A 26746-nucleotide genomic window follows, 5' to 3' on the forward strand; every position below is an offset into this window, starting at 1 on the left:
GTCACGAATGAAACATTCTATTTACGCTATTCCGTTACTCCTGTTCGGACCTACTCCTGTATTTTCCTCACTTTCGAACCCGGAGACGACAAAAATTGTACAGCAAAAGACGAGTACAGCATTTACCATTTCCTTTAATAACAACCATGCAGTACGCGATTATTGGTCGGCTTCTCCCCTATCAATAGACACGCTCAATGCGGTGAAAGGGTCGATTAAAGATGAGCAGGGTGCGCCGTTACAGGGTGTTATCGTGACCGTAAAAGGCGAATCTGTCAATGTTGTTTCTAACGATCAAGGCGCTTTTGAATTGGAAGCCAAGCCTGATGCGACATTAATGTTTAACAAAACAGACTTCGCAAGGCATGAAGAGCCTGTCAACAATCGCAGCGAAGTTAATATCGTTTTAAAGGTCGCTCCACCAGACTCCGTGAAAACAGATTCCACGGCTGTAACGACCAGCACAACAGACTCAACGAGAACAGATTCTACCGCTACCAAGTTAACCGGAGTCGTTCCAGCGCAACAAGATTCAACGAAAGCAGCGCCAACTACCGTGCAAACGCAAACTGACTCTACCCGCGCAACACAAAATACACAAGACCTTGTACAGGGCACGGTGCGAGATGCTAACGGCCCTGTTGCAGGCGCAACCGTATCGGTCAAAGGCCTCGCGGTTACCGCCGCCACAGATGATCAAGGTAAGTTTAGCATTGCAGCGGGCAGCAGTCCAGCGCTGATCTTTAGCGCTGTCGGCTATAAAGAACATGAAGAGCTCCTGAACAACAGGAAATCTGTCGACGTAACGATGGTTCAAGAAGCCACAACCATTCAATCGGTACAGGTTGTGGCCGTAGGATATGGTACAATGGAACGAGCAACCTTGGCCAGCTCCGTGTCCAGTATCGGATCAGACCAAATCGAAAATGAAGTGCTACCGAGCATTTCACAAGCCATACAGGGTAAAGCCGGCGGGGTGCAGGTCTCTCAGAAATCAGGATCTCCGGGTGGCGGTCTCAGCATCCGCGTTCGCGGTACCACATCCATCAACGCGAGCTCCGACCCCTTATACGTGATCGACGGAATCCCGGTAAATAGTACAACAAACTTTACCGGTGGATCTACCTTTGATTTTGGCGGCGGAACACAGGGAATAAACGTACTTTCGTCACTGAATCCTGCCGATGTGCAGTCTGTGGAAATTCTTAAAGATGCGGCATCTTCCTCTATTTACGGTTCCAGAGCAGCCAACGGTGTCGTCTTAATTACGACCAAAAAGGGTGACGCAGGGACGAGCCAATTTCATTTCAACATGTACGAAGGTTTCTCCGAGATGCCCTCCGAGCGGAAGTACAAGTTGATGAACACCGCGCAATACCAAGATTATATGCGTGATTTCTATGCTATCGCACAACAAGAGACACCGACAACTACGATCCCGCAACAGGTGTTGGCAAATCCGGATCTTACAACCGATTGGCAAGATGTTATTTTCCGCAAAGCAGCCACACGCAGCTATGAGTTAGCGGCCAGTGGCGGAAGCGACAAAACACAATATTACACCTCCTTTGGCTACATGCGTCAAGGTGGTATCCTACATGGTTCGGACTTTAACCGAATCAGCGGGCGCATAAACTTAAACCATCAACATAGCGAGAAGCTGAATTTTGCTACGGCAATCAATATTACGCGTGCGGAAAACGACCGCGTGCAGGAAGAGAACTCCAGAGAGGGGGCTACCAAGAATGGTATTTTTGCACCGCCTAATATTCCAGTCTTCGATGCAAATGGAAATTATGTCTATGATCAAGTGAGCGCGTCTCGCGAAAATCCTCTTGCTATATTAGAGCTCCCCGTGAATAATGCGCAAACATGGCGTATTCTCGCCAACGTGAGTGCGGAATACAAAATTATCCCATCGTTAGCGTTGAAAACGAATTTCGGTACCGACGTGAGCTTTATTGACGAAACGTTCTTTATGCCGCCAAACGGCCTTCGCTCGTATGCCAGCCAAGGGGGTATTGGTGCCCGTCGCAACACGCGCGATCAACTATGGATCAATGAAACGACACTGACATTTGATCAAACATATGGCGATCATCATATTAACGCGTTGGGCGGATTTTCCGTACAGGAATCACGTTTGGAATTTGTACATGCACAACGAAACAATTTCCCGTCCAATGATATTGAATATATTAACGCCGGAGGTGTGGTTACCCAAGCTAATTCGTTTCCGGAAGAATGGGCTATCGCATCCGGTTTTGCCCGGGTGAACTACGACTTTCAGAAGAAATATATCGTAACCGCCAATTTGCGGACAGATGGTTCGTCTCGCTTTGGTCGAGAAAACCGTTGGGCAACATTCCCATCCGTTGCAGCAGCTTGGCGCGTTTCGGAAGAAAGTTTCATGAAAGAGGTTCCCGCGATCAGCAACCTAAAACTAAGAGGAAGCTGGGGGATCACGGGTAATCAGAATATTGGAAATTACGCAAGTTATTCGTTATACTCAGGCGGCAACAACTATTTGGGATCTCCTGGATTTGTGCCTTCTGTCTTAGGCGATGTAAATTTGAAATGGGAAACAACACGGCAAACCGATATCGGGATTGATGTAGGCCTGTTCAACAATAGGGTTTCGATCTTAGCCGATTATTACTATAAGAGAACATCCGACCTGCTAATTGCTGTTCCTATTTTGACCAGTTCTGGCTATGCAAACCAGTTTACCAATTCGGGAGATATCGAAAATAAAGGTTTCGAGTTTGAACTAACCACGCAGAATTTTGTTGGTGAATTTAAATGGACTACATCGTTGAACATGACGTTCAATAGAAACAAAGTTTTATCCCTTCCTCCAGGTGTTCCAAGGATGTTAGGCGGCGTCGGTGAATTAAATATTGCACAGGCAGGCTTACCATTGGGTGCATTTTATGGCTGGAGAATGCTTGGTGTAAATCCGCAAACCGGTTTAATCGAGTATGCAGGTGCTGATGGATCGGCGACTACGCCGAGTGAGCCAAACGACCGCCAAATTATTGGTGATCCAAATCCGGATTTCTTTGGTGGTATTACCAACACCTTTCAATACAAGAACTTTGATCTAAGTATCATGGGGCAGTTCTCCTACGGAAATGATCTCTTTAACTACAATTTGGCTACGGGCCTAGGGGGCTCAAATCTAAGTTCCAACGGTTTGGTGGACTGGGTGGATAGGTGGCGCCAACCGGGCGACCAAACAAACGTTCCGCGTCCAACACCAGGTGACTTTGATAACTCCGCCATCTCCGATCGGTTTGTACAAGATGGATCATTCTTCCGCTTAAGGAATATTACATTGGGTTACTCCTTACCGAAAGATTTGACGGATAAGCTGAGAGTCAGCAAGCTTCGTGCTTATGTAACCGTTCAAAATGCCTACGTCTTTACAAAATACAACGGTTACGATCCGGAGGTAGGATCAAGCCACGGAGGTGCCAATACGGGGTTAATTTATGGGTATGATTATGGTAGCTATCCGCAACCACGAATCTTCACCGCCGGTATCAACTTATCTTTTTAACATTAGTGCCTACACAACATGAATACACTATATAAATTTATTGCCATAGTCCTGACTGGAGCAAGTTTGGCCTCCTGTAATAGCTTTCTGGATCGTCAACCATTGGCTCAGGTAACGGCAGATAGCTACTTTAATTCGGAAACAAACGCAAATGCCGCTGCCATAGGAATGTACCGGACAATGACCCCTTCGTTCGGTTGGGGACAAACCGTCATCACCTTACCGGAGTTCTCCGCTCGACACATTGCCCATATTTCTTCGTTCCCGGAGTACGAAAACTTCGCCACACATAACGTGACAGTTATCAATCCCTGGACGTCCAATGTCTGGAATAGTATGTACAATACGATAAATGCGGCAAATAACATCATCGCTCGGGTGCCCAATATTCCGGACGATGCTATTTCTGCAGCGAAGAGAAATCAATTCATCGGTGAGGGAAAGTTTATACGGGCTTTAAGCTATTTTTTCTTGGTTCGCGCCTTCGGACGTGTACCGTTAAAACTTACTGCAACAACGGAGGAAGAAAACCAAGCTATACCGCAGTCAGAACCACAAGCCATTTACGAACAGATCGTGCTTGATCTTACAGAGAGTGTAGAGGCCCTCCCGGAGACGCATGCTAGCGCTGAGGCAACGAAGGGCAGAGCAACCAAGGCCGCTGCGCAAGCACTATTGGCAAAGGTGTACTTGTACCAAGCAAGATACACAAATGATTACGCCAAAGCCGCTGCGGCAGCTAAAGTGATTATAGATTCGGATGCTTTCCAGCTAGTGACCAACTATGGCAGTATCTGGCAAAATGAAAACACGGCGGAATCTATTTTCGAGTTGCAGTTTGACAACCAAACAACAAACCCGCTAGCGTCGGTGAGCAATAACAACCCAAGTATGTTATTCTACGTGCGTGATTCCAGCATTCGTAACCTATTTGAACCGACGGATATTAGACGTAGTTTTTCTGTCGTGCAGGGAACGAGGGTAAGTTCATCGGGAGATACGACTTTCCTTGATTTTATGGGGAAATTTCCTAATTTCAATCCGGCCAGTCAGAATTTACCTCTTATTCGTCTAGCGGAAATTTATTTGGTCCATGCCGAGGCCGAAGCACGCGCTAGCGGCGCAGTAACCGAAGCAGCCTTCGCATCGTTGAACGCTGTGCTAACGCGTGCGAATGTAAGCGGCAGTATCGGCGATTTCAGCAGCGTAGACGGCTTCGTGCGCTTTCTACAAGAAGAGAAGGAAAGGGAGATGCTTTTTGAGGGAGAAACCTGGTTTGACTTTTGCCGCACGGGCTTGGCACTTGAGAAATACCCTACGTTGACAAATGAACAGTACTTTGTTTATCCTATACCAGCTGCACAGCTTAGTCTTGGCGGAGGACTGGTACAGAATCCGGGCTATAATTAAACGGGTAATGATATAAAACAAGAAACGGGAGCATGGTGCTCCCGTTTCTTGTTTATTTAAACTTGCTGGCCAATGCCGCGAGTTTAGATGCCATATCCGTTTCCGGCTGCTGCACCCGTTGCTTTCCATTTCCTCGACCAGCGAGGTCTCGGTTTTTGTCACGTCGAGGTGCCGTGCTGCTTTTCTCTTCGGTTTTCATCGTCAGCCCGATACGATTACGACGTTCGTCGATTTCAGTAACGGTCACCATTACTTGTTGCTGCACCTTGACCACCTCGTGTGGATCCGACACGTAACGGTTTGCCAATTGGCTGAGATGTACTAAACCATCTTGGTGCACCCCGATGTCGACAAATGCCCCGAAATTGGTAATGTTGGTTACGATACCGGGCAGTTTCATACCGATACGCAGATCGGAAACCGCATTCACCCCATCTGTAAAGTTAAACGCTTCAAACTGCTCGCGCGGGTCGCGTCCGGGCTTCGACAATTCTCCTATAATATCGTTTAGCGTGGGTAGGCCTACGTCCTCGGAAATATATTTCTTTAAATCAATTTGCTTTCGCAACGCTTCATTAGTCAAAAGGTCTTCCACTTTCGCGTTAACATCGCGCGCCATTTGTTCAACCAGCGCATAACGCTCGGGGTGTACAGAAGAAGCATCTAAAGGATGCTCGGCCTGCCGGATGCGTAAAAATCCTGCTGCCTGTTCAAATGCTTTATCGCCTAAGCGGGGAACTTTTTTGAGCTCCTTTCGCGATCGAAATGGACCATTTGCCATGCGGTAGTTTACGATCTGTTGAGCCAGCGATGGGCCAAGGCCTGACACGTAGGCCAGAATTTGCTTGGAAGCGGTATTCAGTTCTACACCAACAGCGTTTACGCAAGAAATAACCGTATCGTCCAGTGCAGTTTGTAGCTTATTTTGATCGACATCATGTTGGTATTGACCAACACCGATAGATTTTGGATCTATTTTAACCAGCTCGGCCAAGGGATCCATGAGACGCCTTCCAATGGAAACGGCACCCCTTACGGTCACGTCATAATCCGGAAACTCCTCACGCGCTACATCAGATGCCGAATAGATGGACGCACCCGATTCGTTGACCATCACAAGCGTTACTTCCTGTAACCCTAGTTTTCGAACAAAATCTTCCGTCTCACGGCCAGCCGTACCATTCCCTACCGCAATAGCCTCTATCGCATGCTTCGCTACCAAATGCCTTATCACCCGTTCGGATTCGGCGGCACCGCCAGCCCCTGTGTGGGGAAAAATTGCGGTATTTTCCAATAGTGTTCCTTGGGCATCCAGCACCACCGTTTTGCATCCTGTACGAAATCCCGGGTCGATCGCCAACAACCGTTTTTGTCCCAAGGGAGCGGCCAATAATAACTGCCGCACATTATCGGCAAATACCTTGATCGCCTCTTCATCGGCGCGCTGGCGCGTGAGTACACGAATTTCGGTTTCCATAGAAGGCCTCAACAGACGTTTGTAACTATCTTGTAGAGCCAACTTTACCTGACCCGCAGATTCGCCAGCATTTTTTATGTATAACTTTTCCAAAGCAGGCGCGATTTCCTGCTCTTCGACCGCAATATCCAAATAAAGAAGTTCCTCCTTCTCTCCTCTTCGCATGGCCAAGATACGATGGGAAGGTGCGTCTTTCAACGATTCAGTCCATTCGAAATAGTCTTTATATTTTTGGGCCGCTTCTTCTTTGCCCGGCACTACGCGTGAGACAAACTGCCCCTTGTCAAGAAAAACCTTTCGTGTTTTGATCCTTACGTCTACATCTTCCGCAATTTGCTCTGCAATGATATCACGAGCACCAGCCAACGCCTCTTCCATATTTTCTACACCTTTACTGCTATCTATATACTTCTCGGCAGCAGCCGAGATGTTCGCGCTTTCTTGCAATAAGAGGAAGTCAGCAAGGGGTTGGAGTCCCTTCTCCCGAGCGATCGAAGCCCGTGTTTTGCGCTTCGGTTTGAATGGCAAATACACATCTTCGAGAATAGCCATCGTTTCGGCCGATTTTACAAGATGCTCAAGCTCTGCAGACAGCTTTCCCTGCTCACTGATCGATTTCAAAACAGCATCTCTACGCTTGTCCAAATCCCGCAATTGTTGAACGCGGTCGCGTATAGATGTGATTTGCACCTCGTCCAAACTACCGGTCATTTCTTTTCTGTACCGGGATATAAAAGGAATAGTTGCCCCTTCATCCAAGAGGTTAATCGTTGTTAAAACTTGGCGAGTTGTAATACCAAGTTCCTTCGAAATAATAATCTCGTATGCCATATGTATTTTTAATAGCGATAGAATGTTGTATAATGTTGATGAGAAAGAAGAAGGAGATCACAAAGCAGCTTAGGCGGTAGCGAAGAAGCAACCTACGTTTTTATCGTAAATTGCTTCCCTTACATTATCTCCTGTCTTACAAATTATCAAGTATTGGTTGACGGCCCTCTCTGCTGTCAGCACAATTTTCTGGTATCTTGCCGCTTATGCGTTTTTTGTAGGTTGCTCCGTCTCTTTCTTTACTAAAGATTCGCCATCTGTAGCTGGCGCTTCTGGAGCGAAATGGTCATTGTAGCCGTATGTGTAATGCTGGTCTCCGGTAGCAGGTTGCTCACCCGGATTATGTTGATACGTATTTTCTGGTGCGCTAAATGTAGGAAGCGGTTTTTTTTCTTCTTTCGTAGCCAGTTGTTCTTCTTCCGCCACATCCAGATTTTCTCCGGTTTCTTTTACTTCTTGCTCGGCCACTGTTACCGATGCATCTGCGACTTGCTCATCTGCCGTCACGTCTAGATCTTTTTCGAAATTATTGATCTGATCGGATATTTCTCGCTTTATCCCTTCCGAGGCATCTTTAAATTCGCGAATCCCTTTACCTAAACCTCTGGCCAATTCGGGAAGCTTTTTGCCACCGAACAATAACAAAATAACGATGACGATGAGCACCATCTCTTGTGTACCAATATTTAAGAATCCTAAAGTCCCTACCATGTTATTAAAATTTACTATTTACTATAGGCTAAGGTAAGTCTAAATTTAATTAACCTCAAAATTTTTGATGTAATTATTTAGTAACATTTTCATAATCAGGACATCCTTTCGTTCGAACAAAAATTCGTTAACTATGCAAAACGATGACGATGCGAAATTAATCATTTGCTATCTTTGCCGCCACACTATGTTATCACATTACTACAAAAAAAACAAGCATTTCTATTGGAGTGCATTCGCACTTGCTGGCCCTGTTGTCATCTCCCAACTCGGACAAACATTGGTACACACTGCCGATACGGTTGTGGTCGGCAAATTTGCAGGAACGATTCCTTTAGCAGCAGTTTCTCTCGTACATTCTGTGTTTATTGTCGTGATGGTTATCGGCCTCGGTATTTCATACGGACTCACTCCCCTTATTGCCCAAGCCAACGGTAAGGGGAATAAAGAGATCTGCGCAAGACTACTTTCCAACAGTCTTTGGCTGAATGTAATTACGGCACTACTTCTTTTCTGTGTTGTCAATTTCGGGTCGATGTATGCCATGGAGCATATGGATCAAGACTCGCGTGTTGTTGATACCGCCAAGCCCTATCTATTGATCTTGATGCTATCCATCCTACCACTGATGGTTTTTAATACGTTCAAACAGTTTGCGGAAGGGTTGGGTTTTACCAGGCAAGCGATGAACATTACTATCTGGGGAAATGTGCTCAACATCATCCTAGCCATTGTTTTCGTGAAAGGACTGTTCGGGATTAAGCCCTTAGGCATCGTGGGCGTTGGCTACGCGACATTGATAGACCGTGTATTAATGATGCTAGCGATGTCTGCTTACGTTCTGCGATCCAAATTATTCAAAGCGTATGTATCGTATTTCCGGGCATTGCACCTACGGTGGAATACGATCAAAGATATCTTCAAGATTGGTGCCCCTGTGGCACTACAATATGTTTTCGAAGTTGGTGCTTTCGCCGCAGCCTCGATCATTGCGGGAAAAATTGGGGCAATAGAGCAAGCAAGTCATCAGGTCGCGATCACCTTGGCCGCAATGACGTACATGATGGCTAGTGGTATCGCCTCTGCGGCGACCATAAAAACGGGACATAACTATGGCAAAATGAATATGGAGCGCGTACAAAAATTTGCAACCGTTTCCTATCACCTGGTGCTCGTTTTCATGATTATTTGCGCATTGATTTTTACGGTGTTCAACCAATATCTTCCTTGGCTTATCAGTGATGACCAGGCGGTAATTCGCATTTCTGCACAGCTTATCATCATCGCGGGTTTGTTTCAGTTGTTTGACGGTACTCAAGTCGTCGGCCTGGGTATCCTCCGTGGCCTCGGCGATGTAAACATCCCGACGTTGATTACCTTTGTTGCCTATTGGATCGTAGGAATACCTAGCGCCTATCTATTCGGTATTTATTTAAATATCGGCATTCAAGGTGTATGGTATGGGTTGACATTAGGACTGCTATCCTCTTCGGCCATGCTGTTCTTACGTTATCGCAAGATCATGAGGTTACGTCAATCTCATGGAACTGGAAAAGAAAATGATCTTACCGCTAATGTTCCTGCGGTATAGGAGCATTAGCGGTAGGATCATATGGAAAACTTATTGGATAAGAGCCATCGGCCAGTATACACTACAGCCTATTCGATTAAATTTCTCGATTAGTATCCCAATTTTCTAAATAGTCCGCCACACGCTTTAGGAATGTTCCCCCGAGTGCGCCGTCGATTACGCGATGATCATAGGACATGGATAGATACATCATATGGCGGATAGCGATCACATCGCCGTCTGCGGTTTCCAGCACGGCCGGACGCTTTTTTATCGTCCCAACGGCCAGTATGGCAGCCTGCGGTTGATTGATAATAGGGAACCCCATAATATTGCCAAACGCGCCGATATTCGAGAAGGTGAATGTTCCACCCTGTGTATCATCCGGTTTGAGTTTGTTGCTGCGGGAGCGATTGGCTAAATCATTGACCGCTTTGCTGAGGCCCACCAAACTTAATTGGTCTGCATTTTTTATGACGGGCACGATAAGATTACCTGAAGGCAGGGCTGCTGCCATGCCAATATTGATATGTTTTCGTTTGATAATGTTATGGCCATCAACGGAGACATTGATCATCGGAAAATCTTTGATCGCCTTGCTAATGGCCTCAATAAAGATTGGGGTGAAGGTAATATTTTCGCCTTCCCGCTGCTTGTAGCTATCTTTGATCTTATTTCGCCAGTTTACCAAATGCGTCACATCGGCTTCAACAAATGAGGCAACATGCGGCGATGTTTTCACGCTGTGCACCATGTGGTCAGCGATCAGTTTCCGCATTCTATCCATCGCTATAATTTCATCTTGTCCTGACGAAACACTTTTTACTGCGGTTTGCACAGGTGTGGTGTCGGCGCTCCATGCCGCCTGCGGTGCCGGATCGGGTGTTGTTGCGGCAGCATCTGATTTGGCCCGATTGTGTAAATGATCAAGAACATCTTGTTTGGTCACTCGACCATCTGCACCACTTCCTGAAATTTCGTCCAGCTCTTCCGGACTGATGCCTTCTTCCTGCGCAATATTTTTTACAAGCGGAGAATAGAAGCGACTGCTCGGACTCACCGTGTTTTGTGCAGCTTGCTGCTCATCCAACAGTCCGACACCCGGGATTTCTTGCACTTCACTTTCGCCTTCTGTCGTCTCTGTGTGTTGATCAATTATTTCTTCATCGGAAACAGATCCCGGATTAACAAATGCAGGTGTATCCTGATCATCATCGCGCAACATGTCATCCGAATCAGTTTCGATCCATGCAATAGCATCACCTACCTGCACTACCTGATTTTCTTCGAATAGTACCTTGGTCAATGTCCCGGCTACAGGCGAAGGCACATCAGAGTCTACTTTATCTGTTGCTATTTCAACAACGGCTTCATCTTCTTCTATCGTGTCTCCTACAGATTTCACCCACTTGGTGATCGTCGCCTCGGAAACACTCTCTCCCATTTTTGGAAGCAATAATTTATATATAGCCATAAGATCTAAGTTCGTTGAACGAATTACTAAATTAACATTTAATCTATTGAATTTATATAAACAAAATATAATAATTTATAACATCTGATATGCGAAACATTATTCTACAGGATCGGATTCTTCTTTTTGGAACAAATTCCAGAGCATGGTCAGTGCTGCTATGGTAGCACGTTGAATATTAATTGCTCTGTCATTCTTAAATTGATAGGTCTGAACTATGGTCTCCGTCTTTCCGCTTATGGCGATGCAAACCATGCCTACAGGCTTCTCCGGAGACCCACCGCCCGGCCCGGCAACGCCACTTGTCGCGATAGCATAGTCGGTATCAAATGTGCGCTTTGCACCCTCCGCCATCTGCCTCACGACAGCTTCACTCACCGCACCAAACGTTTGGAGTGTAGCTACATCGACCTGCAATACGTCTACCTTTACCTGGTTTGCATAGGCCACTACCCCACCCTGAAACATTTGACTAGCACCAGCAATCGCGGTAAGTTCCGCAGCAATGTTACCACCGGTACAGCTCTCTGCGGTAGCCAAACGCAACCCTTTTTCACTAAATCGTCTTACTATAACTTCCTGAAACGAGATATCCTCTTGCGCCACGACATAAGATCCCAGACGGGTCGCTACTAAGGAGGCTAAGCGGTCAGTTTCTGCTTTTAATAAACTATGGTCTGTCCCGACAGCGGTAAACCGTAATCGAACCATACCTAGCTTGGGCAGATAAGCGAGCTTGACAAAGGCGGGCATCGCGTTTTCGATATCTTCGATTTGCCTTGCTAAATGCGATTCGCCAATACCGACCGTTATTAAATGTGCGTTATAAACAAAGGTGCTTGGTGATAAGTCGCGCAGGATCGGTAACACACGGTGTTCAATAAGAAACTTCATTTCGTAAGGCACACCGGGCAGGAAGAAGTAATATTTCCCGTTTTGACGAACAAACATGCCCGGCGCTGTACCGACGTCATTGAATAATACATGGGCATTTGCCAAAACATCGGCTTGTTGTTTATTAATATCGGGCATATCGCCCGTTCTTGATCGGGAGAATATTTCCTGCACATGCAGCAGAACCTGCGGATCACGCACCAGACCTGTGTTGAAATAAGTGGCAGCGGTGTGTTTTGTTACATCGTCTTTGGTTGGTCCTAAGCCGCCCGTGATCACGATGATATCAGCGCGCTCTTCCGCCTGCTGGAGTGCATCAACGATGGCGGAGGCTGTATCGGCAATGGAACTGATCTGCTTGACAGCAATCTGTATCGGTGCAAACTGCTGTGCGATCCATGCGGAATTGGTATCGACAATTTGACCATTCAGGATCTCATCGCCTATAGTTATAATTTCTGCTTTCATAAAGCGTTGAAAGATTAATTGCTAATAAACATAGTGGCTCTCGCGCTTCGTCAGTTTCAAATCTTGTAGAACCGAAGCTTTCGCACGAATGGTTATGTTATAACTTTTATATTGCCCGAATGGCGTCCATCCGACAGACATGTCCCAACAATGCAAGTCTCGGTAGATACTGAAACGTGTCAGCGAAAGGGCTTGCTGGCGAAAATCATAGCCGGTATTGAATTGAACTTTCCACTTGGGCGTTACATTGAAATCACCATTCAAATTAACGGTGGCAGTCACATTATTACGTACCCGACGCACCGTTTGATCGAACGACTGGGAATAATTCATACTGAATGATCCGTTTAAATTCCAAGGGATATTGAAATCGACAAATGCATTCGGATCGGTACTCACGCGTGCCAGCGCATTTGCTTGGTCTTGCGTTAAATTAGGCATCTGATTGCGCAAAGAGTCAATATTGTTGTTTCGACTTTTATTCGCATTGGGGTTCAAGCTATAGTCAAACGAAAGACCAAAATTCGTCAATCGAGCGAGTTTGCCGTCTTGTATGGCAAAACGATTGACGCGTACCCCATTCTCATCCAACATATAGGGGTCAAACGTACCGTTAAAATTTAAGTTGATCTTCTCCTTGAAAAGTGAGGTACGACCTGAAAAGTTAATGGTTGATAGTTTCAACGAGTCTGCCATAAAATTGTAGTTCCCGCTAAATGTCAGACCTTGCAAGATCTTGACTTTCCGAAAACCTTTGCCCGTGGTATCATTTTCCGTTCGGATTTTTGCTTCGATATTATTGTCCACCGAAAATCCAATTCCCATCGATCGACCGGCCTGCGGACCTCCATAGATACCATTCTCGAAAATAGAATAGCGTTCTTCTAACCCATTTTGATTCACAAAGTCTCGGTAAAATCCATACCGTGGATCCGAAAAATCAGGACGATAATTTAAATTTACAGATGGTGTCACGACATGTCGGATGGCTTCTATCTTACCCATCTTGGGGTACATACCATATATCTTGGTTGACAATCCGGATGTCACCGAATAATCATAGGCGCGCTGGAATCCCTGAACGGTATCGCGAACTTCTGAAAACCCGTTAACTTCATTGATCAGGCCTTTGCGAATGGTCTGTAAATACCAACGCTCGGTATAATTCACCGACGTATTAAACTGGAAATACTTCAGTACGTTTAGATTTAGGGAAACAGGAATGTTATGCTGAAAACCATTTGTAAAATTGCTTAATGCCTCCTTTTTAAAGAGCACTGAATCTCCCGTAGATATGGAGTTCCGTCCTTGTAAGCTATACCCTACCGTAATTCGCTGATACCATTTCTGCTCGCCTACCCTATTTTTGGAATCGAATGGATTGAACGTAGAAACGTTCAAGCTAAACGTTGGCAACTCCAAATCCACCCGCCCAGACGACATCTCCTGCCGGTGGCTCATACTTGACGTAAAGTTGACTTTTCCATCCGCGAATACTCGCCCATAGGAAATCGAGGAAGACATATTATTCCGGGTGATATCCTCAATGCTATTCATCTGGTTGAAACCCGTATTCTGGAAATAAGTACCGGTACCGAAATTCACCGATGCCGAAAATGATGTTCCTGGGTTGGCCTCTTGCCGTTGTGTATGGTTCCAGGTCACGTTAAAATCCCTATTGTTCCGAAAAGTCGGTGTTCCCTCTACGCCAGTAGGTGTTGAAGCGTAGCGAATATTAAACCCACCACTGTATTTATAGTTAACTAAATAGTTGGTTCGGACACTACTCTCCCAAGCACCATTGGAGTACACACTACCGCGAATCTCTGAATCCCAATAGTCGTTAAAGGCAAGGTACCAACCGAGATCCCGCATCGCTAAGCCACGCGTTGCGTCTTCTCCAAATGAAGGGAATAGAAAGCCGGACGCTCGCTTGTTTTGTCGCGGGAAAAATCCGAAAGGAATGGCCGCAAACTTGATCGGGATATTCTCCACGACCAGATAGGCAGGCCCAACAATGATATGGTTCCCGGCCAATAGTCCCTTTGTAAATTGAATACCGAAATGCGTATGCGGAAACGGCAGATTACACGTGCTGTACATACCTGTACGCAATGAAAGTTCGTCATAGAGATTTTTACGAACTACCTTCGCCTGAATATACGCACCATCTTGCTCCGTCATAATACCATAGGTATTCCCTTCTTTCGATTTGTAATCGTAAACCAGCGAATCGACCGATTTCGGTGTGTCTCCAGGAAAGATAACGACTGGGCGCCCGACGTATTTGCCATTATGATCGGTGATACCGCTGGCGAAAAGCTGATTGGTATTTCTATCAAGCCGAATGTAATCGGCAGATAGCTCAAACTCCTCGTACTTAACTTTGGCACCATTATAGAGGTGAAGAATATTTTTGCTCACTTCGTTCCAAGCTGAGTCGTTGGCCACAATGGTTACCATCGTTTCGAGACCACCTTCGCCCTTCATCACGACGGTATCTGTGCCGCTGGCTTCTTTGAACTGGTTTTTTGTGGTATCGGAGGCAATTAGCGAGGTATCTTGCACGTTAGAACTGGTAGTCTTGGACGTGTCTGCCACCTGAGCAAAGGTGCCCAAGGTAAACGCAAACAGGAACAAGATGGTGCAGAAAAAACAAGTTAACGCCTTCAATGTAAATTACGAATGTTATTTTTGTTTGAATTTAAACTTACTTCGGGCAAAAATAGTCAAAAAACATTTAGAAAGCGTGACCCACGAACACGAATAAGGAAAATAAAATTTTACGCTATTTTTGCACACTATTAAAACGGAGATATACTAGGATATTATACATATGACGAAAAATTTAAATGTAAAAAGATTGAGTTTATTTGTTGCAACGATTTTTACGTTAACGCTCGCCACATCGGCCACCCCGCCCCCACAAGACAACCAACAACCACAGGCACCTGGACAAAAGCTGCGCACCATAGTACTGGATGCTGGCCACGGCGGGCACGATGCCGGCGCACGGGGAAGGCAATCCAATGAGAAAGATATCGCGCTGAGCGTAGCACTAAAATTAGGTAGGAAAATAGAAGAAGAACTACCGGGCGTGCAGGTAATCTTTACCAGAAAAACGGATGTATTTATTCCTTTATATGAACGACCAGCTGTTGCCAACAAAAATAAGGCAGATTTATTTATATCCATACACTGTAACTCCGCAGACAGCGATAGACGCGTAAAAAATAACCGAGGACGGTACGTGACAACCACCGTGCGCAAACCATCCGTAAGGGGTACAGAAACGTTCGTGTGCGGTTTCAATAGACTAGGGAGTCAAGATGTCGCTATTCGGGAAAATGCATCCATACTTTTGGAAGACAACTACAAGGAAAATTATGGCGGATTTGATCCGAAAGACCCATCCAGTATGATTGTCTTTCAGTTAATGAAAAATCAATACCGTAGAGAGAGTATAAAATTGGCATCGAACATGCAAGATGAATTTGTGCGATCGTCTCGCGTAAATCGCGGCGTGCAGGAACTTTCATTAGCAGTATTGGCTACGGCAGGCATGCCATCGGTACTTACGGAAATCGGTTTCATCAGCTCGCCAGATGAAGAGGCTTATATGCTTTCAACAGCTGGGCAATCGGAAATTGTAGCAAACTTATTTAACGCAATAAAAACTTACAAAACCGCAACAGAACGCTAAACATTTAGTACATTAGTTTGTTGTTATTGCAAAGTAAATTAATATTCAGACCGTATTTTGAAAGTATCAAACGAAACGAAAGTTGGTATCATCACCATAGCCGCACTTGCTCTATTGTTTATAGGGTACAACTTCTTAAAAGGAAATGATGTCTTTAGCTCCGAAAATGAATTTTACACGGACTACGATAATGTAGATGGCTTAACCGCCTCTAAACCTGTGGTCGTCAATGGGTATCAAATTGGGCGTGTTTCGAAGATGGAACTTTTAGAGAACGGAAAAATTAGAACGCATTTTAAAATTAAAAACAACTACCAGATACCTTCGAACTCTGTTGCCCGGATTGTTAGTGCAGATCTGCTCGGTAGTAAAGCTATTGTATTTGAACTGGGCAATAGCACGACAATGGCCAAAGATGGCGACCCGCTCCTTTCCGATGTACAAGCAAACTTATTGGAAAAGGTGGAACCTCTCCAAAAAAAGGTCGAAAACCTCGTGGTCAAACTCGACTCGGTGCTCTCGGCAGTCAATACAGCCTTGGATGACGAATTTCAACGCGACTTTAAAAGCAGTTTACGCAGTATTTCCGTATCGCTTAACAATATGGAGCGGATCACAAGTGATGTAGAAGGCTTGATGGGTTCCGAAAAGATACGCCTTGCTCGTATTATGCAGAATCTGGAATCAATCACCAACAACTTTAAAAATAATAACGATAAGATCAATAGAATTTTAGCGAACTTAGACAACCTGTCGGAAGATTTGTCTAAAACGGAGATTAAAGCGACGATCGACAACGCTAACCAAGCCATGAAAGATGTGCAGGCTATTACTACAAAAATTAACAATGGCGAAGGTTCTATAGGCCTATTGCTACATGATGAAAAACTTTATAACAACCTGAACAGCGCCACGGCAGAGCTGGATGGTCTTATAAAGGATGTGAAAGAACGCCCCGGAAAATACATCCGCATTAGTATATTCGGAAAAAAAGATACGAATTAACAGCAAACAACTTGCAAACGCTGCGCTACTTAGCCGCAACGCGTTTATTTATTCATAGCAATTGCCCAGTATGATCTAGCTATCAGCTGGGCAATTTTGTTTTAACAATATGTTTAGAAATAAGTTGTATTTCCTACGCCTTCTGGCCAGCCACTGATGTAAAGCGATGTCATCTACCCCTATTTCATCACTAGCAATCTCGTACTTTAGCCACAAAGCGCGTCTTTTACCTCGCTACAAGTTTAGAAAAAAGTGATACTTATCGCTTTCTTTGTTTTATATACTTAGCAACATGTCTATGTTATTATACAGTTAAGGCCGGGTATAAATTTATATTCAGCCACAAGTATGTGTATTTGCATATTCTAGCATATTAGTAAAAATCAACGCTTTTCCGGAAAACATACAAATAAGGTCATCATTTTCAAACGACATAGGAAGACCGATGAAACAGCCTTCTTGATGATAGTGATTACTTACCGCAACAACTAGAATTCCCACAAAATCGGACTCATCCAAAAAGAAGTCAAGTTGATTGACCTGTTTCCTGAGAAATAGCGCACGCTAAACATCATTGGCGATTTTGACTGTAAAGGCTTACCATCTAGACAGTCTCTGTCGTTTTATTAAGCATTCTTTAGTTCGCTTGGGTAATAGCGAACTAAAGAACAATCGAGCGCAAGTACTTTGTCAAGAAAATACACACTCATGAAAAAGTATACAGCATTGTTTTTGCCACTATTTTTCGCAATCTTACCATGTATCTTAGCGAATGCCCAGGCACAGCAGGATCACTTCTCAACAGCAGCACTAGCCAAACTACTTCTTAAAGTGGATACCATTCGGCAACAAGGACAGATGCCAGGTTTGATGATTTCCATTGTCGCAAAAGACCGCATCGCATTTTCCACAGGGCTTGGATATGCAGACGTCGAACAAAAGATACCGGTAGACAGCACCACGCAGTTTCACTTAGCTTCCATAAGCAAATTTTTCGTAGCTATGGGTATCCAAAAATTAGTCACCGAAGGGAAATTAAACCTTAACGATCGACTTAGGGATATAGCGCCCGAGGTTCCTTACACCAATACGTGGGAGTCCTCGCATCCGATTAGGCTTGTCCATCTTCTAGAACATACTGCTGGTTTCGAAGATATCGCTTTAAATAAGATGGTCAATGTTAGCGGAAAGCCGTTAACAGGGATTGATGCTATAGTAGATCAAAAGAATGCCCTGACTTCGCGGTGGAGACCTGGTGAAATGATGGCTTATTCAAATCCGGGTTACAATGTTTTGGGATACATCATTGAAAAGGTATCAGGTAAGCCATGGGATGCGCACATTCAACAAACGCTTTTTAAACCATTGGGTATGCACAGTACCTTATTTGACTTGCGAGGTGAAAGTAGGGCAACCTATGCGAAAGGTTATGACTTCAGAAATGGAAAGCACATGTTGCTACCGTTCTACACGCCAAGCAGCAATGGCGCTTCCAGCGCATTGGTATCGAGTGCGGCCGACATGAGTAAATTCCTGCATTATCTTGTAGAGAGCCCTCGCTATAGCAGCGATAGCCTACTTAACAACCAAGCCCTTACCGAAATGGAAAAGGTACACAGTACTTTAGCTAGCCGTAACGGTCTTCAAACAGGATACGCGCTAGGCAACGATCTTTTTCCCAACAATAAAAAAGTAACATTTCGAGGACACAATGGCAAAGGTGAAGGATTTAGTTCTTGGATATTTTTTAATAGGAAGGCGGGTTTAGCTTATGCCATTTCCACCAATTGCAATACAAATCTATGGCCGATATCGGAGGTCGTCGAGGACTTTTTAACGAAAAATATGGCAGCTCCAGAAATGTACAGTATCAAAGTAGATAGCGCCAAAACAGAGCCCCTCCTGGGGTACTATCAATTTACAAATCCTAAGAATGAGCGATGGGAGTTCTACAAGAAGATTTTTGGTGGGATTAACCTACTCTCGATTGACGGTGATAAACTTATTATTGATAAAGGGAGGGGTCAGATCGACTCCCTGATCCACATGGGCAATGGAATTTTTCGATTGCAGGGCGATATAATTGCTTCCTGTATCATCGGACAGGACAATGAGGGACGTTCCTTTTTTCAAGGTTATGGAAATAGCTTTTATCGCAAAACAGCTTATGCGCCAATCCTCGTCCAAAAAACACTTATCTATCTGGGGCTGCTTGCTGCATTGCTTTCTATCATCTACGCTATTGTTGCCATCCCTTTGGCCATCTTTAAAAAAATCAGCTTCATAGACCTTTGTTCGATAGTATTACCCGCACTAGGTATACTTTGTTTTCTCTGGGCATATCGTCTGTTGGGCTCGACTGATGCCACCCATAAGGAACTTTTTGCAACCGCAAACACGACCAGTATTTCCATTTTTGCAGACACGCTCTTTTTCGCTATAAGCATCGCGACCTCAGCATATCTCCTATATAGAGGCTGGTCGCGAATTAGCAATACCTGGCTCAAATTTGCCTTCGCTTTCAATACGTTATTTTTGCTTTATTTGGTCGCGCTCTTATCCATACATGGTTGGATCGGCATACCTATCTGGAGCATGTAAACCTTACTTCGGGTAAAAGCGGCAAAATACAGGCAAATCGATGGTTATTTTTTCTTATTGGCAGCTGCTCTACGATTATACGCGTTTACGGAAGCTCCTTATTGCTACATCGACATGGACGTGCCAGGTTGGATATCAGAGGGACCCGTCTTTAATCTTATCTTTTAGCTCGGGACTCGCTGAAACCCATTTCTCGAAAACTTTTATGGCATCGCTAGCACTTATACGTTCAAAATTGATAGCTTGATCATCGATGTTTTTCTTTAGCTGCTCAAGGATGAACTGGTCACCAAATCCTGCCCATTCCGCATCGCGCTTGGTGTTACCGTAATATACTTGCTTGATATTCGCCCAATAAATTGCGCTGAGACACATGGGGCATGGTTCCGCGCTCGTATACATCACGCAACCGCTCAAGTCTGCTTTTCCAATCTTTTTTGCAGCCTTGCGTATGGCATTTATTTCTGCATGTGCCGTAGGATCACAATCGTGCGTAACGCTATTGGCTTCTGCACTCAAGATCTTGCCATCCCTTACTATCACACACCCGAACGGACCGCCAGCCAGCGTTTCCAGGTTATTTTCCGATAGCGAGATCGCCCTCTGCATATATTTCTGATGTGTTTTCATACCTTATGAACAGCAATTAGGTACAAGCAGTTTTATTGTTGTTCATCCTATCTGCGTTATATGACGCTGTCTTTTATGCGAACATCGCTTTTACATTTATTACAAACCAGCTGGCTAAAGTTTTTCCGCGATGTCGTATGTCGACCATCAGCAATATTATAGGCTTTACTATTTCAGCTAAAGTCGTTCTTGGTATTTAGCACAATAAAATGATTAAACAATCATAGCATAAGAATGTTATAGCTTACTTTGAGGATCGATTTATGGCAGCTATCATTGGCTTCGAGCTTCAGTTCATAGTGTTCTCATATAGCGTCTCCTCCTTCGATACCAGATAGTCAATTTTTATTTTTTTCCTTCCCAGAATAAGGCACTTTAGGTGATTTTTCTAATGCTCTCATCACTATTTCTAATTATTTCACCGCACTGTTAATTACGTGACAAGGAGTAATTTTAACTAAACTCATGGGGTGACCCGTTAGATTTTGATAAGCGGTATAATTTTTAGAACATTCTCGATTAGCGTTTTTAGTAGTAAACTTTAGTGCTTCAGCTAATGCTCTTTCAACCTCAGCTTCTTGATCATAAGCAATCACCCTTTCTTCCACATAAGTTCTGAAACCTGGCTTTAACGAATAATGAGAATATTCATTAGCGTTACCTAAATGTTTAGTAACATAAAAATATGTCTCGGGTATCTCATATCTATCGAAATCAAGATGAAAATTAATCTTAATAACGTTCATTAGCTGATTGTAATTTCTAAAACCTGATGTTGGGCGGAATTCTTCATATAGCTTGTAATCTGGAGCGCTACTTGCACTACTAATACTGTAGAGCGTCGATGTGTAAATTATAATATTATCCTCCACAACCCCAGAGTTAGTCGGGTTAGAATTAGCGCTATAGCTATATATGTTTGCAAAATCAATATGCAATTGGTTCAATCCATTAAAATAATAACCGGGATTAATGTCAAATGGTGATTCATATTTGATAACCTCGAGAATAGCGTAAAATAACACCTTTTGGTTCTCGTTGAGAGATTCAAACAAAACAGCATCAAATTCCTGATCCGAATAGAATAATACACTCGCAGACGCAGCTTGATTTGGCAAAAATTGCTCGGAAGATTTACTGATCCCTTTAAGATTTTCCAATTGCGATTTTGAGCACGAAAGAAAAGTAAGCAGTAATACAATAAACGATAGCTTTTTCATATTTTCAATTTAAGTTAAACGCATTTCAATAATGAAAGCTTGGCAGAAAAAAAACTTATACATAATTATTACGAACAAGAACAGAAAAAGCACTAACGAAAAACAAAAAAAATTATAAATTATCTAAAAAAGGAAAGAAAAGGAGTGCTTTGAGCTCATTATTATATTGCGACGCAAAGGTACGGATCTGTTTCATAGCCAAAACGAGGTGATTACTAACTGTAGCGGGCGATATTCCCAGGATTTCACCCACTTCGCCATAACTCCTCCCCTCCATTTTACAAAGGGTAAAGATTAATTTGCGTTGCGGAGGCAGCAGATTTACTGCCTGCTCCAAAATTTTTTGCTCTTCCTTTTGCATAAAGGTATCTTCTACAGAATTAGACGTTGTGTTCGTTTGCAAGGACACGTGATCGTATACCGCTTTCCTGCTTATGTTGCGTCGAAGAAGATCAATTGCCATGGAATCAGACATACGTAGCAGGTAGTTTGCCACATTTTTCTCTACCGCAATAGCCGCGCGATTGGTCCAAAATTTGACGAATACATTTTGCAATAGCTCTTCCGCTTCGTCTTCGTCCTTCAGCAGATACAAGAGACGTTTAAAAACACGTTCGGAATAGCATCTATAAACCTGCTCAAAAGCTTTTTTATCGCCCGAAACAAAGAGAGAGAGCAACGTTTTTTCCATTTTTTAACTTAACTATCGGTTACTAGGAATCATTTACCAATAGTAAATTTATAAAATTTTTATCTTATTACGAAGTTAGACAAGCTATTCAGATTAATATATAAAATTAAAAAAACATAATGCATTCAAAACGCATTATAAATCATTTCAATTTGTTAAATTCAATATGTAGACAAGTCTTCATATTATCGGATATAGAAAGTGCATAATATCATCAAAGGAACTGCATAATCCTATCTAAAACAATCAGTTACTTATCGACATACACAAAATACATGGCAATAGTATTCATGACGTCAAACGCAACACATTAGGATCATACCAACCTAGCAAATCAGCACATAAAAATGAATTAAACAAGCACGACCTAACCCCTTCCGTTTCAAAGATAGGCTTGGTATGCACAGTGAATCACGTGGCCTTGGCTGACCGTAATTGCTTGTAGACTACCTAAAGGTTTCAAAAGGAAAGGAATCGGAAAAAGAGGCGGGTCGGGAAAAGGATACACATGGCTATGCGAGATCAAAAAGAGCGGCTATTAGGCTGCTATAAAGATAAAGAAGTAAAAAAGGGAGCTGTCCATGCACAGCTCCTTTTTTACTGGAGTATAAGAGCGAACTAAAAAAGATTGCCCGTTCGACTTACAAGGTTTCTTTCAGCCAGCCAAAAAACTCACGCTGCCATACCTGCGCATTGTGGCCAGAAAGCACCCAATGATTTTCTTCTGGTAGATATACCAGGCGGCTTTTAATATTTTTCAGCTGTGCAGCCTGGAAGGCCTCAAGCCCCTGCCCTATTGGCACCCGAAAATCCTTACCGCCTTGGAAGATCAAGATTGGCGTATTCCATTTGTCGACATGTTTGATGGGGTTGAACTCCGTATATGTCTTTTCATTAGCCTTATCCCAATATGGGCCACCAAGATCGTAATTGGCAAAAAACAGTTCCTCTGTTGTACCATACCATGATGTCATGTCAAATAGCCCACAATGAGAAATCAATGATTTAAATCGTCCTTCATGCACGCCTGCCAACATGAAAACGGAGTAACCACCGTAGCTGGCACCTACCGCGCCAATACGTGCTTTATCGACATACGATTCTTTCGCTAAATCATCTACAGCAGATAGGTAATCGCGAATAGGCTGCCCGCCCCAGTCTTTGCTAATGTCTTGATTCCATTTCACACCCCAGCCCGGCATCCCACGTCTATTAGGCAATAGCACAATATACCCTTGAGACGCCATCAGCTGAAAGTTCCAACGAAAGGAATAGCCCAATGTCGTGGCCGACTGCGGCCCTCCCTGACAAAACAACAACGTCGGGTATTTTTTCGCAGGATCGAAATTCGGTGGATAGATGACCCAAGAAAATAGGTCTGCTCCGTCGCTAGCCTTTGTAAAACGGCCTTCCACCTTCGTTTCAGCAATCTTGGAAAACGCTGCATCGTTTACTCTGGTAATAGCTCGCAATGACTTCTCCTTCAAATCGTACCTATAAATCTCTGCGGCCCGCGTTAAAGTCGTCGATGAAACCACCAATCCACCATCTACCTCCCCTACGATATCACCGATATCAAATTGTCCTTCGCTAAGTTGCTTCACCGGAACAACCCCTTTTTTGGCCTGCCCCACTGCTACTTCAAACAGCTGGACGGTGCCTTTGGTCGGCGCAGTGAAATAGAGCTTTCTACTGTCCTTGCTCCAGATGAACGAGTTGACCGTGCCATCCCAAGACGCCGTAAGATTCACCCGCTGCGAAGACTTCCTGTCAAAGACTATAATATCGGTCTTGTCGGCTTCATAACCGTCTGTCTTCATGCTTAGCCAAGCCAGCTTTTGCCCATCGGGACTGTAAACCGGATGGGTATCGTAACCCGCCATCCCTTCGGTAAGATTGGTTGTGGCTTTACTAGCCAGCTCATACCGATAGATATCCGTGTTTGTGCTGACCGCATAATCTTTGCCAAACTTTTTCTTACTCACGTAGAGCACGGCCTTACTATCGGGCGTCCAAGCGAAATCGTCTGCCCCACCAAATGGTGCTTGTGGGCTATAGAAGGGCTGGTCGGCAAGCAAATCGATCGGCTCGCCGATCTTACCGTTGTCATAGCTGGCTACAAATGGGTGGTTGAAGCGCCCATCGTTGAAGCTGTCCCAATGCCGGTAATCCAGATCATCGTATATGTACACATTGGATTTGGCCAAATCCGGATACTTATCGGGGCTGTGATATTTCTTGACCAACACGGGGCGGCTGTAGAGAATATGCTTGCCGTCAGGCGAAATTTTCACATTTTCCAGTCCCTCCTCGACGGATGTGAGCTGCTTAGCCTCTCCTCCGTTTAATGATTTTGTCCAAAGCTGCCGGTTATGAAGATAGATGACATTGCCCTCTTTCGTTATTTGCACGACAGACTCTCCGCCGGCCTCCGTCGTAAATGGGACAGCCTCACCCCCACTTACGGGCGCAATGAATAGATTTTTTTCCGATTTATTTTCACCAAAGCTATACATGGAAACACCATAGATTAGCTGCTTTCCATCGGCGGACAATCCCTCTGCGTTCACCCGCCCCAGTTCCCAAAGTTTCTCCGGCGTCATACTATCTTGTCGTATGTCATAAAATTTATTCTTTACCAATGTTCTATTTACCCGTTGCGTCGGCGTATGCTGCGCCATCACGCCCGAACTGAGCAGCAAGGCGAAAGCTATAGCAGAAATCTTATCCATAGTGTTGTCTTATAGCGGTGCAATTTACTAAATGATCTGACTTTCCCGAAATGGACATCGCCAAATGCAGTAAAATTTATGCTGTCGGACGATTAACTTGTAAGCTTGTGCCGTCTGCTACCCGTCATCATCCTAACTTAGGTAATATATGCCTTGAGACGCCAATAGTAAATAGCGCTGAACGTCGTAAAACAACGAAGCTTCCGTTTGGAAAAAACCCTGTTAAGCGCCTCACGCATCGCCGAAGCTGTTCCAGTTAACCCGTGTTGATAAGCGCATCAGGATAGCTAATATGATGAAAACACCTATGGTACCTACGATCAGCGAGAAATCTTGCAATTGCATCAACAGGTATATGAAAGCGTAGAAAATGGCCAAAATAGCGGAGAACACCTGGCTTGTTTTACGCTCTTTGGTAATTCCATAAATAAATGATGCAATCAACACTACGGTGGCGCACGACGAAATAAGATAGCTCCAGTTAAAACCCAGATGCTCGCCGATCGCTAATAACAGGCAATAAAATAGCACCATCGCCGCACCGATAAGGATGTACTGCACAATGTGGACGCGTTGCTTTTTGATGATCTCCGTAAAAAATAGCGCGGTGAAGGTTAACACGATAACCAAAATTCCATATTTCGCAACCCGCGTAGTTTTTTGATAATTGTTGACCGACTCCAAAAAGTTGATTTGCACCATATCCTCTAGCGTAGATTGCTGGAGAGCCGATTTCGTCTCTCCTACGGACGCAGCGGCAGCTGTCCCGCTCGAATATTCGGCGTAAGCTGCAGAAACGTCATCGGTATAATCCGACGCTACGCCAATCGGTACTTGGTACAATTGCTGTTTAGCCCCTGTCCACTGCTGCGGGATTTTACGACCGAAACTCGGAATGCGCCAGCTCGCTAAAAAGCTATCCGTATGAACGGTTCGCTCTTCGGGAAGATAACCGCCATTAAAGCTTGGTGAACCCCATGCGCCGGTCACATCAATGATCGACTCGCGTGCTGTTGGGAAAAATGTGAGGGATTGCGAACCCCGGATGTCTAGGGATATCTCAAAATCGCCTTTTGTGGATTTTGTGGGTAACGCCATTTCGCTTTCCATCGTGCGTTCAAATAGTCCAACCTCACCATTGCCCATCTCAAATGATAAGGTGTTGTTTCCCCATTTCAGTTGGGGATTACTGCTCAAACCCTTCAAATCACTCACCCCGATAAAGAGCTTTGCATGTTCCCAATCCAGTTCCTCTGCCCGGACATCCAGCTTTGAAAAATCGATTTCATTAAAATTGCCTTTCATACGCAACTGGGCATTATAGGTGACCGTCTGATAGATGCCGCGTTTAAGATATTGCGGGCTTACTTGCGCGGAGAAAGCCGCCTTATTTGCAACCAAAAATACATAGTCCTTTTCCATATAAGACAGGGTTTTTACCTTACCGGTATCGTCCGTTTTATCCACAACATGCCGCCGTGTATAAGGAATCCCGAGTACAGGGCCCGAAAACACTTGCGAAGCGCCCCATTTGCCAGCAATTTCCTGGCTAACCAAACGGTCGCGATCTCTACGTTCGCTAATCAGGCTATCCACTAAGCCCATCGGAATCAATAGCAAGATAATCAGAATAAATACCGTTGCTAGCTTCGCGACTGCCGACTGCGTAAACTTCTCAAAAAATGATGGCCCTCTGCTTGGAAGAGGCGGCGGTGTCTGTTGATTTTCATGTTCCATGATTGTGTTCTTTTTTAAATAAATGAAATA

At 44.4% G+C, this 26746-nt stretch carries 16 protein-coding genes; 6 read left to right on the forward strand and 10 right to left on the reverse strand.

The genetic code is table 11. From position 1 onward, the window contains the following. Nucleotides 1-7: 7 nt before the first annotated feature. Both B0I21_RS13865 and B0I21_RS13870 read left to right on the forward strand, forming a co-directional pair. Nucleotides 8-3562, forward strand: a complete 3555-nt coding sequence (locus B0I21_RS13865; protein ID WP_133641077.1) for a SusC/RagA family TonB-linked outer membrane protein — start codon at nucleotides 8-10, stop codon at nucleotides 3560-3562. A gap of 18 nt (nucleotides 3563-3580) precedes the next feature. Then, nucleotides 3581-4972 carry a RagB/SusD family nutrient uptake outer membrane protein gene (locus B0I21_RS13870; protein WP_133641078.1) on the forward strand — a complete coding sequence of 464 codons (1392 nt, stop codon included), beginning with the start codon at nucleotides 3581-3583 and terminating at the stop codon, nucleotides 4970-4972. A gap of 52 nt (nucleotides 4973-5024) precedes the next feature. Here B0I21_RS13870 and B0I21_RS13875 read toward each other — a convergent pair whose 3' ends face one another. Then, a complete protein-coding gene (locus B0I21_RS13875) occupies nucleotides 5025-7280 on the reverse strand; it encodes a Tex family protein (RefSeq protein WP_208292347.1) in 2256 nt (751 codons plus the stop codon). 204 nt (nucleotides 7281-7484) lie between these two features. Beyond that, on the reverse strand, nucleotides 7485-7991 hold the full coding sequence (locus B0I21_RS20490) for a Sec-independent protein translocase subunit TatA/TatB (RefSeq protein ID WP_133641080.1): 507 nt from the start codon (nucleotides 7989-7991) through the stop codon (nucleotides 7485-7487). 133 nt (nucleotides 7992-8124) lie between these two features. On the opposite strand from B0I21_RS20490, the gene B0I21_RS13885 reads away from it, so the two are divergent. Next, complete coding sequence (locus tag B0I21_RS13885) at nucleotides 8125-9582, forward strand: MATE family efflux transporter (RefSeq protein WP_317130185.1); 1458 nt, start codon at nucleotides 8125-8127, stop codon at nucleotides 9580-9582. Between the two features lie 76 nt (nucleotides 9583-9658). On the opposite strand, the gene B0I21_RS13890 is transcribed toward B0I21_RS13885, so the two are convergent. The 3 genes from B0I21_RS13890 to B0I21_RS13900 form a co-directional block, all read right to left on the reverse strand. Next, the gene (locus B0I21_RS13890) at nucleotides 9659-11035 is read right to left on the reverse strand and encodes a dihydrolipoamide acetyltransferase family protein (RefSeq protein WP_133641081.1); all 1377 of its coding nucleotides are present in this window, start codon (nucleotides 11033-11035) and stop codon (nucleotides 9659-9661) included. A 99-nt stretch (nucleotides 11036-11134) separates the two neighbouring features. Continuing rightward, on the reverse strand, nucleotides 11135-12397 hold the full coding sequence (locus B0I21_RS13895; RefSeq protein WP_133641082.1) for a competence/damage-inducible protein A: 1263 nt from the start codon (nucleotides 12395-12397) through the stop codon (nucleotides 11135-11137). A 21-nt stretch (nucleotides 12398-12418) separates the two neighbouring features. Continuing rightward, nucleotides 12419-15070, reverse strand: a complete 2652-nt coding sequence (locus tag B0I21_RS13900) for a putative LPS assembly protein LptD (RefSeq protein WP_243836136.1) — start codon at nucleotides 15068-15070, stop codon at nucleotides 12419-12421. Between the two features lie 163 nt (nucleotides 15071-15233). Between B0I21_RS13900 and B0I21_RS13905 the strand changes: the two genes are divergently transcribed. From B0I21_RS13905 to B0I21_RS13915, 3 genes are all read left to right on the forward strand, one after another. After that, nucleotides 15234-16100, forward strand: a complete 867-nt coding sequence (locus B0I21_RS13905; protein ID WP_133641083.1) for an N-acetylmuramoyl-L-alanine amidase family protein — start codon at nucleotides 15234-15236, stop codon at nucleotides 16098-16100. 57 nt (nucleotides 16101-16157) lie between these two features. Further along, complete coding sequence (locus tag B0I21_RS13910; RefSeq protein WP_133641084.1) at nucleotides 16158-17105, forward strand: MlaD family protein; 948 nt, start codon at nucleotides 16158-16160, stop codon at nucleotides 17103-17105. Nucleotides 17106-17813: 708 nt separating this feature from the next. Next, nucleotides 17814-19706, forward strand: a complete 1893-nt coding sequence (locus B0I21_RS13915) for a serine hydrolase domain-containing protein (RefSeq protein WP_133641085.1) — start codon at nucleotides 17814-17816, stop codon at nucleotides 19704-19706. Between the two features lie 135 nt (nucleotides 19707-19841). Here B0I21_RS13915 and B0I21_RS13920 read toward each other — a convergent pair whose 3' ends face one another. From B0I21_RS13920 to creD, 5 genes are all read right to left on the reverse strand, one after another. Further along, nucleotides 19842-20336, reverse strand: a complete 495-nt coding sequence (locus B0I21_RS13920) for a nucleoside deaminase (protein ID WP_133641086.1) — start codon at nucleotides 20334-20336, stop codon at nucleotides 19842-19844. A 413-nt stretch (nucleotides 20337-20749) separates the two neighbouring features. Then, a complete protein-coding gene (locus tag B0I21_RS13925; protein WP_133641087.1) occupies nucleotides 20750-21556 on the reverse strand; it encodes a hypothetical protein in 807 nt (268 codons plus the stop codon). Between the two features lie 112 nt (nucleotides 21557-21668). After that, nucleotides 21669-22247, reverse strand: a complete 579-nt coding sequence (locus tag B0I21_RS13930; RefSeq protein ID WP_133641088.1) for an RNA polymerase sigma factor — start codon at nucleotides 22245-22247, stop codon at nucleotides 21669-21671. Between the two features lie 641 nt (nucleotides 22248-22888). After that, nucleotides 22889-24979 (reverse strand): S9 family peptidase, encoded by a 2091-nt coding sequence (locus tag B0I21_RS13935; protein ID WP_133641089.1) that lies wholly within the window; start codon nucleotides 24977-24979, stop codon nucleotides 22889-22891. Between the two features lie 231 nt (nucleotides 24980-25210). Beyond that, complete coding sequence (gene creD, locus B0I21_RS13940) at nucleotides 25211-26716, reverse strand: cell envelope integrity protein CreD (protein WP_133641090.1); 1506 nt, start codon at nucleotides 26714-26716, stop codon at nucleotides 25211-25213. Between the last annotated feature and the right edge of the window lie 30 nt (nucleotides 26717-26746).

The sequence above is a fragment of the Sphingobacterium paludis genome (genome assembly GCF_004364125.1).
GTDB lineage: Bacteria > Bacteroidota > Bacteroidia > Sphingobacteriales > Sphingobacteriaceae > Sphingobacterium > Sphingobacterium paludis.